We start from the raw sequence: 13,034 nt of genomic DNA on the forward strand, positions 1-13,034 counted from the left end.
TCAGACCGGGTGCTCACCCCGCGCGATCACGTCGTACGGCCGGGAACGGCGGCAGCAGCCGACCGGACGGACTAGGACGATCGCCGAGCGCCCATCGGTTTCCCCGAAAGGCCCCGCTCGTATGACCGTTCACACCGCCGACCTCCTCTCCACCACCGTCCTCGCCCTCCGCCGCGCCGGCTGCGTCTTCGCCGAGGACGAGGCCCGCCTCCTGCACGAGGCCGCCGCCACCCCTGACGAACTCTCCTCGCTCGTCGAACGCCGCGCCGCCGGGCTGCCGCTCGAACACCTCCTGGGCTGGGCGGAGTTCGGCGGCCGCCGCTACGCCGTGGACGCGGGCGTCTTCGTGCCCCGCCGCCGTACGGAGTTCCTCGTGGCGCAGGCCGCCGCCCTCGCCCCCCGGCGGGCCGTCGTCGTCGACCTCTGCTGCGGTTCCGGCGTCCTCGGCGCCGCCCTGGCCACCGCGTCGGACGCCGCCGAACTGCACGCGTGCGACGTCGAGCCCGCCGCCGTACGGTGCGCCCGGCGCAACGTGGGCGAGCTGGGGCACGTGTACGAGGGCGACCTCTTCGACCCCCTCCCCGACGCCCTGCGCGCCCGGGTCGACGTACTCCTCGCCAACGTCCCCTACGTCCCCACCGACGACGTCGCCCTGCTGCCCGCCGAGGCCCGCGTCCACGAACCGCGCGTCGCCCTGGACGGGGGCGGCGACGGCCTCGACGTCATGCGCCGGGTCGCCGCCGGGGCGCCGGAGTGGCTCGCCCCCGGCGGCAGCCTGCTCGTCGAGGCGAGCGAGCGGCAGCGGGAGAGGGCGGTGGAGATCCTGCGCGCCGCCGGCCTCACCCCCCGGGTCCTGGTCTCCGAGGAGCTGTACGCCACCGTCCTGGTGGGGACCGCCGGGGCCGGGGCCGGGGGAGCGGCGGCCGGGAACGGCTCAGCCGCGCCCCGCGCGACGGGGACCGCACCGGCCGCGGGGCCTGCCGCCACCCCGAACCCGCCGGCACAGGACTAGGCTCGGAGAGCTGTGACGCGGCCACGTGGCCGCGCCGCCGCGACACCACGCTAGGCAGTTCGGTTCGGCTGGCAGGAGAGCACGGGATGACGACCGCGCCGGGGCGCAGGAGCAGCACGTTCACCAGGCTGCTGCGGCACGGATTCACCGACCCCTCCGCCGCCGAGCAACTCCTCGACCTGGACGCGCTCGCCTCCGTACGGTCCGATCCGGTCCTGCTGGAGGCGCTCGGGGCGACCGCCGACCCGGACCTGGCCCTGCGCGGGCTGGTCCGGATCGCCGAGGCGGGCGAGGAGGGCGACCGGCAAATGCTGCTCGACACCCTCGTCACCGCCAAACCCCTGCGCGACCGGCTCCTCGGGGTCCTCGGCGCCTCCGAGGCGCTGGGGGACCACCTGGCCCGGCACCCGCGCGACTGGCAGACGCTCGTCACGTACGAGGCGGCCGACCTGCACCCGGGCGTCGCCGAGTTCGAGCACGGGCTCGCCGACGCCACCGACCCCGACGCGCTGCGGGTCGCCTACCGCCGGTGCCTGCTCACCCTCGCCGCCCGGGACGTCTGCGGGACCACCGGCCTCGCCCAGACCGCCGCCGAACTGGCCGACCTCGCCACCGCCACCCTGCGCGCCGCCCTCGCCATCGCCCGTACGGCCGCCCCCGAGGACGCCGCGCAGTGCCGGCTCGCCGTCGTCGCGATGGGCAAGTGCGGCGGGCGCGAGCTGAACTACGTCTCCGACGTCGACGTCATCTTCGTCGCGGAGGCGCGCGAGGGGGTCGACGAGACCAAGGCCATGCAGGCCGCCACCCGGCTCGCCGCCCACCTGATGCGGATCTGCTCCGAGACCACCGTCGAGGGCACCATCTGGGAGGTCGACGCCAACCTCCGCCCCGAGGGCCGCAACGGGCCGCTGGTCCGCACCCTCAGCTCCCACCTCGCCTACTACCAGCGCTGGGCCAAGACCTGGGAGTTCCAGGCCCTGCTGAAGGCGCGCGCGGTGGCCGGCGACCCCGAGCTGGGCGCGGAGTACGTGGACGCCGTCTCCCCGCTGGTCTGGCAGGCCGCCGACCGCGAGAACTTCGTCCCCGACGTGCAGAAGATGCGCCGCCGCGTCGTCGACAACATCCCCGCCGACCGGGTCGACCGGGAGCTGAAGCTCGGACCCGGCGGCCTGCGGGACGTCGAGTTCGCGGTGCAGCTGCTCCAGCTGGTGCACGGCCGCAGCGACGCCTCCCTGCGCAGCGGCTCCACCCTGGAGGCGCTGCGGGCGCTCGCCGAGGGCGGGTACGTGGGGCGCGCGGACGCCGCCCAGCTCGACGAGGCGTACCGCTTCCTGCGCGCCATGGAGCACCGCATCCAGCTCCACCGGCTCCGCCGCACCCACCTGGTCCCCGACGACGGGGCGGACCTGCGGCGGCTCGGCCGGTCGCTCGGGATGCGCACCGATCCGGTGGCCGAGCTGAACAAGGCGTGGAAGCGGCACGCCTCCGTCGTACGGCGGCTGCACGAGAAGATCTTCTACCGGCCGCTGCTGGACGCCGTCGCCCAGCTCGCCCCCGGGGAGTCGCGGCTCAGCGCGAAGGCCGCCGCGATCCGCCTGGAAGCGCTCGGGTACGCCGACCCCGCCGCCGCCCTGCGGCACCTGGAGGCCCTCTCCTCCGGGGTGACCCGCAAGGCCGCCATCCAGCGCACCCTGCTGCCGGTGCTGCTCGGCTGGTTCGCGGACTCCGCCGACCCGGACGCCGGGCTCCTCGGCTTCCGCAAGGTGTCCGACGCGCTCGGCAAGACGCCGTGGTACCTGCGGCTCCTGCGGGACGAGGGCGCCGCCGCGGAGAACCTCGCCCGGGTCCTCTCCGCCGGCCGCCTCGCCCCGGACCTGCTCATGCGGGCCCCGGAGGCGGTGGCGATCCTCGGCGACCCGGAAGGGCTCACGCCCCGCACCCGGACCCACCTGGAACAGGAGGTGCTGGCCGCGGTGGGGCGGGCCGGGGACGCGGAGTCGGCGGTCGCGGTGGTGCGCGGGGTGCGCCGCCGGGAGCTGTTCCGTACGACGGCCGCCGACCTCATCGGCTCGTACGGCACCGAGGACAGCCCGGCCGAGCAGGACCACGGGGCCCTCGTCGACCGCGTCGGCTCGGCCGTCACCGACCTGAACGCCGTCACCGTCGCGGGCGCGCTGCGGGCCGCCGTACGGGAACGGTGGGGCGACACCCTGCCGACCCGGTTCGCCGTCATCGGCATGGGCCGCTTCGGCGGCCACGAGCTGAGCTACGGCTCCGACGCGGACGTCCTCTTCGTCCACCAGCCGCGCGAGGGCGTCAGCGACGAGGAGGCGGCCAAGGCCGCCAACGCGGTCGTCTCCGAGATGCGCCGACTGCTCCAGCTGCCGACCGCCGACCCGCCGCTGCTGATCGACGCCGACCTGCGCCCCGAGGGCCGGACCGGGCCGATGGTGCGCACGCTGAAGTCCTACGACGCCTACTACCGGCGCTGGGCGCTGGTCTGGGAGAGCCAGGCCCTGCTGCGGGCCCAGCCGGTGGCGGGCGACGAGGAGGTGGGCCGCGCCTTCGTCGAGTTGATCGACCCGCTCAGGTACCCGGCGGAGGGGCTCGGCGAGGACGCCGTACGCGAGATCCGCCGCCTCAAGGCGCGCATGGAATCGGAGCGGATGCCGCGCGGCGCGGACCCCACGCTCCACACCAAGCTGGGGCGGGGCGGGCTGAGCGACGTCGAATGGACCGTGCAGCTGATGCAGATGCGGCACGGATGGACGGAGCCGGGGCTGCGCACGACGCGCACGCGCGAGGCGCTGGCCGCCGCGTGCGCCGCGGAGCTGATCCCGGCGGAGGAGGCGCAGACGCTGGACGAGGCGTGGGTGCTGGCGTCCCGGGTGCGCAACGCGCTGATGCTGGTACGGGGACGGCCGGGCGACACGTTCCCCTCGGACTCGCGGGAGCTGGCGGCGGTGGGGCGCTACCTGGGGTACGAGCCGGGGCACGTGGGGGACATGCTGGACGACTACCGGCGGATCACCCGGCGGGCCCGGGCGGTGGTGGAGGAGCGGTTCTACGGAGCCGCCTAGGGCCCGGCCCCCGCAGGGGGCCGGTGAGGATCCGGCTCCCGCACGGGGCTCTGAGGACCCGGCCCCCGCACGGGGGCCGCACAGGGCCCGGCCCCGGGCGGCCGCGTGCCGACGCCGGCGGCCCCGCACCAGGCCCCCCCAGGTTCCGGAGGGACTGCGCGGGGGCCCGCCGGGCCGGGGCCCCTACGCCTTGGGGGCGGCGGTCGCCGCCGGTTCCGGGGCCTGGCGTGGCAGGCGGGTGGCGCGGAGAGCGGTCAGGCGGCTCTCGCGGTCCGGAACCCACCTCGGCAGGTGCTGCGGCAGCGCCCCGTACCAGGCGCGGGAGACCGCGTACCCGAAGGCGAGGCAGACCATGCCGCCCACCGCGTCCAACCAGAAGTGGTTGGCGGTGGCCACGATGACGACCAGGGTGAGCGTCGGGTAGAGCAGGCCCAGGATGCGGGCCCAGGGCGCCGAGGCCAGGGCGAAGATCGTCAGGCCGCACCAGAGGGACCAGCCGATGTGCATCGAGGGCATCGCCGCGTACTGGTTCGACATGTTCTTGAAGTTGCCCGAGGCCATCGAACCCCACGTCTCGTGCACGAGCACGGTGTCGATGAAGTTCGCGCCGTTCATCAGCCGGGGCGGCGCCAGCGGGTAGAGGTAGTAGCCGAGCAGCGCCACGGCCGTCGTCGCGAAGAGGACCAGCCGCGTCGCCGCGTAACGGCCCGGATGGCGGCGGAACAGCCAGACGAGGACGCCGATCGTCACGACGAAGTGCAGCGTCGCGTAGTAGTAGTTCATCGACACGACCAGCCACGTCACGGAATCGACCGCGTGGTTGACCGTTTCCTCGAAGGCGAGGCCGAGCGACTTCTCCGCCGACCAGATCCAGTCCGCGTTGCGCAGCGCCTGGGCCTTCTGTTCCGGGACCGCGTTGCGCACGAGCGAGTACAGCCAGTAACTGACCGCGATGAGCAGGATCTCGAACCAGAGCCGGGGTCGGCCGGGCGTCCGCAGCGAGCGGAAGCGGTCCGTCCAGCCGGACTTTCCGGAAGCCGGGGGAGCGGCGGGGGGCTCGGGGGCGGTATCGGTGACCGCCTCGGCCGGGATGGGTGAAGAACCGGCCGCCGACCGGTCTTCCTGCGCTGTCACCTGTGTTTCACCCATAGGCAGAGAGTCTTCCATAGAGGTGTCCCCGCCCTCGATCATCCTCCGGTCGGGTTCTCGCCGCACTTCCTGCGCCTCAAGGACGAGGAGGCGACCCCGGGCCGCCTCCGGGGCCCGAGGCGGTCGAACCGCGGACCACCAGCTCGGGCATGAAGACGAACTCGCTGTGCGGGGCCGGGGTTCCGCCGATCTCCTCCAGGAGCGTGCGGACGGCGGCCTGGCCCATCGCCGTCACCGGCTGCCGGATCGTCGTCAGCGGCGGATCCGTGAACGCTATGAGCGGGGAGTCGTCGTAGCCGACCACCGAGAGGTCGCGCGGCACGTCCTTCGACAGCCGGCGGGCCGCCCGGATCGCCCCGAGCGCCATCATGTCGCTCGCGCACACCACCGCGGTGCAGCCGCGCTCCAGCAGGGCGGAGGCGGCGGCCTGGCCGCCTTCCAGCGTGTACAGGGAGTGCTGGATCAGCTCCTCCACCTCGTCCGGCGCGAGCCCGAGCTGCTCCCGCACCGTCGCGTGGAAGCCCTCGATCTTGCGGAGCACGGGGACGAAGCGCTTCGGGCCGACCGCCAGGCCGATGCGGGTGTGGCCGAGCGCCACCAGGTGCGTCACCGCCAGGCGCATCGCCGCCCGGTCGTCCGGGGAGATGAACGGCGCCCGCACCTGGGCGGAGAAGCCGTTCACCAGGACGAAGGGGACGCCCTGGCCGCGCAGTTGCTCGTAGCGCTGCATGTCGGCGGAGGTGTCCGCGTGCAGGCCGGAGACGAAGATGATGCCGGAGACGCCCCGGTCCACCAGCATCTCGGTGAGCTCGTCCTCGGTGGAGCCGCCGGGCGTCTGGGTCGCCAGCACCGGGGTGTAGCCCTGCCGGGTCAGCGCCTGGCCGATGACCTGGGCCAGCGCGGGGAAGATCGGGTTCTCCAGCTCCGGCGTGATCAGGCCCACCAGCCCCGCGCTGCGCCTGCGCAGCCGCACCGGGCGTTCGTAGCCGAGGACGTCGAGCGCCGCGAGGACGGATTCGCGGGTGGTCGCCGCGACTCCGGGCTTGCCGTTCAGGACCCGGCTGACCGTTGCTTCGCTGACCCCCGCCTGAGTTGCGATATCGGCAAGCCGTGCGGTCATGGACGGGACTGTACCGGGCCCGCCCCGGATTGCCCACCGTCCGCGGAGCGGCCCGGGGGAGGGGTGCGGAGGGCTTTTCGGCAACGTCTTGCAAGGAGTTGCGGCGGGGGGGCGCGCTCTGCGGCCGGGCGGTCGCACGGCGGTCGCACCCCCTCCCGCCTGCCCTTGCCAGGGTTCGGCGGAGGTCGTCAAGAGGGTTGACGGCAACCTTGAGGACACGCCAATGTAACGATCGCCAGTGCTTGCAGAAATCTTCCGCAAAGTCTTTCGGTCGTCTTTCATCCTTGTTACGTTCACGTCGACCCGGCGCCGCGACGGAGCGGTACGGCAGTTGAAGGAGTTCAGATGCGACGTGGCATAACGGCCACCGCCCTGGTCGCGGCCCTGGCGCTCGCGGCGACCGCCTGCGGCAGCGACGACGAGTCCGGAAGCAAGGGCTCGGGCGAGCTCTCCGGCACGGTGACCTGGTGGGACACCTCCAGCGTCGGCAGCGAGGACAAGGTCTTCAAGAAGCTGGCCGAGGGCTTCGAGAAGCAGCACCCGAAGGTCGACGTCAAGTACGTCAACGTGCCCTTCGGCGAGGCGCAGAACAAGTTCAAGAACGCCGCCCAGGCCGGCGACGGCGCGCCCGACGTGATCCGCTCCGAGGTCGCCTGGACGCCGGACTTCGCCAACCTCGGCTACCTGGCCCCGCTGGACGGCACCGCCGCCCTGAAGAACCAGGACGACTTCCTCAAGCAGGCCGTCGCCTCGACGAAGTACGACGGCAAGACCTACGCCGTCCCGCAGGTCATCGACTCCATGGGCGTCTTCTACAACAAGAAGATGTTCAAGGAGGCCGGCGTCGACGCGCCCGCCGACCTGGCCGACCTCAAGACCGTCGCCAAGAAGATCAAGGACAAGACCGGCAAGACCGGCCTCTACCTGCGCGGCGACGACCCGTACTACTTCCTCTCCTTCCTGTACGGCGAGGGCGGCGACATGGTCGACGCCGCCTCCAAGACCGTCACCGTGGACAAGCCCGAGGGCGTCAAGGCGTTCAAGGCGGTCAAGGAGCTGGTCGACGACGGCACCGCGAAGACGGATGCCTCGGACGGCTGGGAGAACATGATGCAGTCGTTCAAGAACGGCGACGTCGCGATGATGATCAACGGCCCCTGGGCCGTCGCCGACACCCTGACCGGCAAGGAGTTCACGGACAAGGACAACCTGGGCGTCGCCCCGGTCCCGGCCGGCTCCGCCGCCCAGGGCGCCCCGCAGGGCGGCCACAACCTCGCCGTCTACGCGGGCTCCAAGAACCTCGACGCCTCGTACGCCTTCGTCGAGTACATGACCTCCGTGGACAGCCAGGCCACCGCCGCCGGCGAGCTGAACCTGCTGCCGACCCGCACCTCCGCGTACGCCAAGAAGGAAGCGGTCGACAGCGAGATCGTCGGCTTCTTCAAGCCGGTCGTCGAGACCGCCGTCGAGCGCCCCTGGATCCCCGAGGGCGGCAGCCTCTTCGAGCCGCTGCGCGTCGAGTACACCAAGGTCCTCACCGGACAGACCACGCCGGAGAAGGCCGCCAAGGCCACCGGCGACTCCTACCGCAAGCTCCTGAAGGACTGGAAGTAACAGGAAGGTTGGCCGACTGATGGCTGTCCACACCAGCCAGTCGGTGGTGAAGGCCGCGGGCGAGAACACCGCCCGCGGCCGGAGCCGCGGTACTGGCACCCCACCACCGCCCCCCGGCCGCCTGAGGCGGGCCCTGTCGGTCCACTGGTACGCCTGGGCCATGGTCGCCCCGGTCGTCGTCGTGATCGGCGTGATCATCGGCTATCCGCTGGTCCGCGGCGTCTACCTCTCGATGACCGACGCCGACGAGCGCAACGTCGCCCGCTCCATCGGGGTCAACGAGATCCCCGCCACCTACGAGTTCGTCGGCGCCGACAACTACATCGACGCCCTGACCGGCTCGCAGTTCCTCGGCACGCTCGGCTGGACACTGGTGTGGACGGTCTCCTGCGTGAGCGTGACGTTCGTCCTCGGCATGGCGCTGGCGAACATCCTCAACCGCCGCATCGCCGGACGCTCCGCCTACCGCATGGCCCTCATCCTGCCCTGGGCCATCCCCGGCTTCGTCTCCGTCTTCGCCTGGCGCTTCCTCTACAACGAGGAGCGCGGCCTGCTCAACAAGATCCTCGGCGGCGCCGGCATCGACGCCGTGCCGTGGCTGAACGACCCCGGCTGGGCCAAGTTCGCCGTCATCGCCGTCAACGTCTGGCTCGGCATCCCGTTCATGATGGTCGCCCTCCTCGGCGGACTCCAGTCCATCCCCTCCGAGCAGTACGAGGCGGCCGAGATGGACGGCGCGACCGCCTGGCAGCGCTTCCGCCACATCACGCTGCCCGGCCTGCGCCCGGTCTCCACCACGGTGGTCCTGCTCTCCACCATCTGGACCTTCAACATGTTCCCGGTGATCTTCCTGCTGACCCGCGGCGGGCCCGGCGAGGCCACCCAGATCCTGGTGACCCAGGCGTACAAGTTCTCCTTCGAGATCAGCCCGCGCGACTACGCGCAGTCCTCTACGTGGGGCGTGCTGATCCTCGTGCTCCTGATGCTCTTCGCCGTCGTCTACCGGCGAGTCCTGCGCTCCCAGGGAGACAACTGGTGACCACCGCGACCGACACCCCCGCCCGGCACGCCGTGCGCAAGGTCCGGCTGCGCGGCGAGCGCTCCCCGCTCGCCTCCGTCGGCCTGCACCTCACCCTGATCATCGCCTCGGTGATCGCGGTCTTCCCGGTACTGTGGGTCCTGCTGACCTCGCTCAAGCCCGCCAAGTACGCGACCACCACGGACTTCTTCCGCGAGACCACGTTCGTCAACTACACGAACCTGATCCGCGACACCGAGTTCCTCAACTGGTTCGCCAACTCCGTGATCATCTCCGCGCTCTCCACCGTGATCGGCGTCTTCACCGCCGCCACCACCGGATACGCGGTGAGCCGGTTCCGCTTCCCCGGCAAGCGCGGGCTGATGTGGACGCTGCTGATCACCCAGATGTTCCCGGTCGCCGTCCTCATCGTGCCGATCTACAACATCATGTCGAGCCTGGGGCTGCTCAACCAGCCCGCCGGGCTCGTCATCACCTACCTCACCATCTCGGTGCCGTTCTGCGCCTGGATGATGAAGGGCTTCTTCGACACCATCCCGCGCGAGATCGACGAGTCGGGCGAGGTCGACGGCCTCACCCCGTTCGGCACCTTCTTCCGGCTGATCCTGCCGCTGGCCAAGCCGGGCCTCGCGGTCACCGCGTTCTACTCCTTCATCACCGCCTGGGGCGAAGTGGCCTACGCCTCCGCCTTCCTGGTCGGCGACGAGAACCTCACGCTGGCCGGCGGGCTCCAGAAGTTCGTCAACCAGTACGGAGCCCAGTGGGGCCCCATGACCGCGGCCTCCGTGCTCATCGCCATCCCGGCCGCCCTGGTCTTCCTCTTCGCCCAGAAGCACCTGGTCACCGGCATGTCCGCCGGAGCCGTCAAGGGCTGAGAGGGCCCCGGCCGCCCGCGCCGGCACCCGTACCCACCACCGCATTCGTCACGGCGGCGCCGGCACCCCCGACCCGGTCACCGGCGCCGCTTCCCACCCAGACACCTCAGGGACGACATGACCCAGCACCTCGCTGCCCCCTCCACCGGCACGTTTGACGACGCCCCGGGCCACCGCACCGGCTGGTGGCAGGACGCGGTGATCTACCAGGTCTATCCGCGGAGCTTCGCCGACGGCAACGGCGACGGCATGGGCGACCTCGCCGGTGTCACCGCCCGCCTCCCCCACCTGAAGGACCTGGGCGTCGACGCGGTCTGGCTCAGCCCCTTCTACGCCTCCCCGCAGGCCGACGCCGGGTACGACGTCTCCGACTACCGGGCCATCGACCCGATGTTCGGCAACCTGCTGGACGCCGACGCGCTGATCCGCGAGGCCCACGGGCTGGGGCTGCGCATCATCGTCGACCTGGTCCCCAACCACTCCTCCGACCAGCACGAGTGGTTCAAGCGGGCCCTGGCCGAGGGCCCCGGCTCCGCCCTGCGCGAGCGCTACCACTTCCGCCCCGGCAAGGGCGCCGACGGCGAACTCCCGCCCAACGACTGGGAGTCCATCTTCGGCGGCCCCGCCTGGACCCGTACGGTCAACCCGGACGGCACCCCCGGCGACTGGTACCTCCACCTCTTCGCCCCCGAGCAGCCCGACTTCAACTGGGAGCACCCGGCCGTCGCCGACGAGTTCCGCTCCATCCTGCGCTTCTGGCTCGACATGGGCGTCGACGGCTTCCGCGTGGACGTCGCCCACGGCCTCGTCAAGGCCGAGGGGCTGCCCGACCTCGGCTCCCACGACCAGCTCAAGCTGCTCGGCAACGACGTCATGCCCTTCTTCGACCAGGACGGCGTGCACGAGATCTACCGCAGCTGGCGCACCATCCTCGACGAGTACCCCGACACGATGGGGGCCGGAGGGCCTTCCCCGGAAGGGCGGCGGGCGGCGGGCGGGCGGATCGCCGTCGCCGAGGCGTGGACCCCGACCGTCGAGCGGACCGCCAACTACGTGCGACCCGACGAGATGCACCAGGCGTTCAACTTCCAGTACCTCTCCACCGCCTGGGACGCCGCCGAGCTGCGCAAGGTCATCGACTCCTCGCTCGACGCCATGCGCCCGGTCGGCGCCCCCACCACCTGGGTGCTCTCCAACCACGACGTCACCCGGCACGCCACCCGGTTCGCCAACCCGCCGGGCCTCGGCACCCAGATCCGCACCCCCGGCGACCGCGAGCTGGGCCTGCGCCGCGCCCGCGCCGCCTCCCTGCTGATGCTCGCCCTGCCCGGCTCCGCCTACGTCTACCAGGGCGAGGAACTGGGCCTGCCCGACGTCACCGACCTGCCCGACGAGGCCCGCCAGGACCCCTCGTTCTTCCGCGCCGAGGGCCAGGACGGCTTCCGCGACGGCTGCCGCGTCCCGATCCCGTGGACCCGCGAGGGCACCTCGTACGGCTTCGGCGACGGCGGCAGCTGGCTCCCGCAGCCCGCCGGCTGGGGCGAGCTGTCCGTCGAGGCGCAGACCGGCGTGGAGGGCTCCACCCTGGAGCTGTACCGGGCCGCCATCGCCGCCCGCCGCGACCACCCGGGCCTCGGCGCGGGCACGGACGTCGAGTGGCTGGACGCCCCCGAAGGCGTCCTCGCCTTCGCCCGCCCCGGCTTCGTCTGCACCGTCAACACCACCGGCGCCCCGGTCCGCGTCGCCGCCCGCGGCCGGGTGCTGCTCGCCAGCTCCCCGGTCACCGTGGACGGCGCCGAGGCCGAGCTGCCCGCCGACACCACGGTGTGGTGGACGGTGTGACACTGCCCGCACCCAGGGCCGGCACGGCGCCGCGCCTCTCCGACATCGCCGGACAGGCGGGGGTCAGCGAGGCGACGGTCAGCCGGGTCCTGAACGGGAAGCAGGGCGTCGCGGACTCCACGCGCCAGCGGGTGCTCGCGGCGCTCGACATCCTGGGCTACGAACGCCCGGTACGGCTGCGGCAGCGCAGCGCCGGACTGATCGGGCTGGTGACGCCCGAACTCACCAACCCGATCTTCCCGGCGTTCGCGCAATCCGTCGAACAGGTGCTGGCCGGCCACGGCTACACCCCCGTCCTCTGCACCCAGCTCCCGGGCGGCGCGACCGAGGACGAACTGGTCGAGCAGCTCGTGGAGCGGGGCGTCGGCGGCATCGTCTTCCTCTCCGGGCTGCACGCCGACACCTCCGCCGACCCGGCGCGGTACGCCGCGCTCACCGAGCGCGGCGTACCGTTCGTCCTGATCAACGGGTACAACGAGCGCATCAGCGCCCCGTTCGTCTCGCCCGACGACAACGCCGCCGTGCGGATGGCCCTCCAGCACCTCGCCGACCTCGGCCACCGCCGGATCGGCCTGGCCATCGGCCCGCAGCGCTACGTCCCCTCCCGCCGCAAGCGCGACGGGTTCCTGGAAGCCGCCGGCCCGGTGCTCGGCATGAGCCGCTCCGAGGCCGAACTCCTGGTCTGCTCCACGCTGTTCAGCGTCGAGGGGGGCCAGGTGGCGGCGGGCGCCCTGCTGGACGCGGGGTGCACGGGCATCGTCTGCGGCAGCGACCTGATGGCCCTCGGCGTGGTCCGCGCCGCCCGGGGGAGGGGGCTCGACGTGCCCCGGGACGTGTCGGTCGTCGGCTTCGACGACTCGCAGCTCATCGCGTTCACCGATCCGCCGCTGACCACGGTGCGCCAGCCGGTGCAGGCGATGGCGGCGGCCGCGGTGGGCGCCCTGCTGGAGGAGATCGGCGGGAGCCCGGTGCAGCGCACGGAGTACGTCTTCCAGCCGGAGCTGGTGGTACGGGGCTCGACGGCGGCGGTCCGCGGCTAGGCGGACGCCGCGGGGTACACGCACAGGAGAGGCACCAGGAGTCGGCCCAGGGAGGGCCGGCGGGGAGTTGTAGCGACTCCGGGTGCCTCTCTTGTCGTGACCGGCCCGGCCGGCCGGGCGCGTGGGGTCCGGGACCCGTGCGAACGGGCCGGAACCCCCGGCCAGCCGGACCGGAGTCGGATGCAACGTAACAGGTCCGCAATATCTTGCGAAAGACTTTGCAGGGAGAAAACCGCACTGTTTCGCGGATGTGAGCGGGAGGT

The 13,034-nt window shown here is 72.4% G+C and carries 9 protein-coding genes; 7 read left to right on the forward strand and 2 right to left on the reverse strand.

What is annotated here, in order from left to right:
- Positions 1–121: 121 nt before the first annotated feature.
- Both ACH4K1_RS09240 and ACH4K1_RS09245 read left to right on the forward strand, forming a co-directional pair.
- On the forward strand, positions 122–1,012 hold the full coding sequence (locus tag ACH4K1_RS09240) for a putative protein N(5)-glutamine methyltransferase (RefSeq protein WP_398087989.1): 891 nt from the start codon (positions 122–124) through the stop codon (positions 1,010–1,012).
- A gap of 86 nt (positions 1,013–1,098) precedes the next feature.
- The gene (locus tag ACH4K1_RS09245; protein ID WP_398087990.1) at positions 1,099–4,092 is read left to right on the forward strand and encodes a bifunctional [glutamine synthetase] adenylyltransferase/[glutamine synthetase]-adenylyl-L-tyrosine phosphorylase; all 2,994 of its coding nucleotides are present in this window, start codon (positions 1,099–1,101) and stop codon (positions 4,090–4,092) included.
- 183 nt (positions 4,093–4,275) lie between these two features.
- Here ACH4K1_RS09245 and ACH4K1_RS09250 read toward each other — a convergent pair whose 3' ends face one another.
- Positions 4,276–5,241: a phosphatase PAP2 family protein gene (locus ACH4K1_RS09250; RefSeq protein ID WP_398087992.1), complete on the reverse strand. Its 966-nt coding sequence runs from the start codon at positions 5,239–5,241 to the stop codon at positions 4,276–4,278.
- Positions 5,242–5,317: 76 nt separating this feature from the next.
- Complete coding sequence (locus ACH4K1_RS09255; protein ID WP_398087994.1) at positions 5,318–6,361, reverse strand: LacI family DNA-binding transcriptional regulator; 1,044 nt, start codon at positions 6,359–6,361, stop codon at positions 5,318–5,320.
- Between the two features lie 345 nt (positions 6,362–6,706).
- Between ACH4K1_RS09255 and ACH4K1_RS09260 the strand changes: the two genes are divergently transcribed.
- The 5 genes from ACH4K1_RS09260 to ACH4K1_RS09280 all read left to right on the forward strand — a co-directional run bounded on the left by ACH4K1_RS09260 (position 6,707) and on the right by ACH4K1_RS09280 (position 12,771).
- Positions 6,707–7,975, forward strand: a complete 1,269-nt coding sequence (locus tag ACH4K1_RS09260; RefSeq protein ID WP_398087996.1) for an extracellular solute-binding protein — start codon at positions 6,707–6,709, stop codon at positions 7,973–7,975.
- Between the two features lie 19 nt (positions 7,976–7,994).
- A complete protein-coding gene (locus ACH4K1_RS09265; RefSeq protein WP_398087998.1) occupies positions 7,995–9,014 on the forward strand; it encodes a carbohydrate ABC transporter permease in 1,020 nt (339 codons plus the stop codon).
- Entirely contained in the window at positions 9,011–9,889 is an 879-nt protein-coding gene (locus tag ACH4K1_RS09270; RefSeq protein ID WP_398088000.1) for a sugar ABC transporter permease, read from the forward strand. The genes ACH4K1_RS09265 and ACH4K1_RS09270 overlap by 4 nt, the downstream gene beginning before the upstream one ends.
- Before the next feature lie 117 nt (positions 9,890–10,006).
- On the forward strand, positions 10,007–11,731 hold the full coding sequence (locus ACH4K1_RS09275; RefSeq protein ID WP_398088002.1) for a glycoside hydrolase family 13 protein: 1,725 nt from the start codon (positions 10,007–10,009) through the stop codon (positions 11,729–11,731).
- Entirely contained in the window at positions 11,716–12,771 is a 1,056-nt protein-coding gene (locus ACH4K1_RS09280) for a LacI family DNA-binding transcriptional regulator (protein ID WP_398088004.1), read from the forward strand. The genes ACH4K1_RS09275 and ACH4K1_RS09280 overlap by 16 nt, the downstream gene beginning before the upstream one ends.
- The last annotated feature ends 263 nt before the right edge of the window (positions 12,772–13,034 follow it).

This window comes from Streptomyces sp. NPDC017448, assembly GCF_044330565.1.
Lineage (GTDB): Bacteria > Actinomycetota > Actinomycetes > Streptomycetales > Streptomycetaceae > Streptomyces.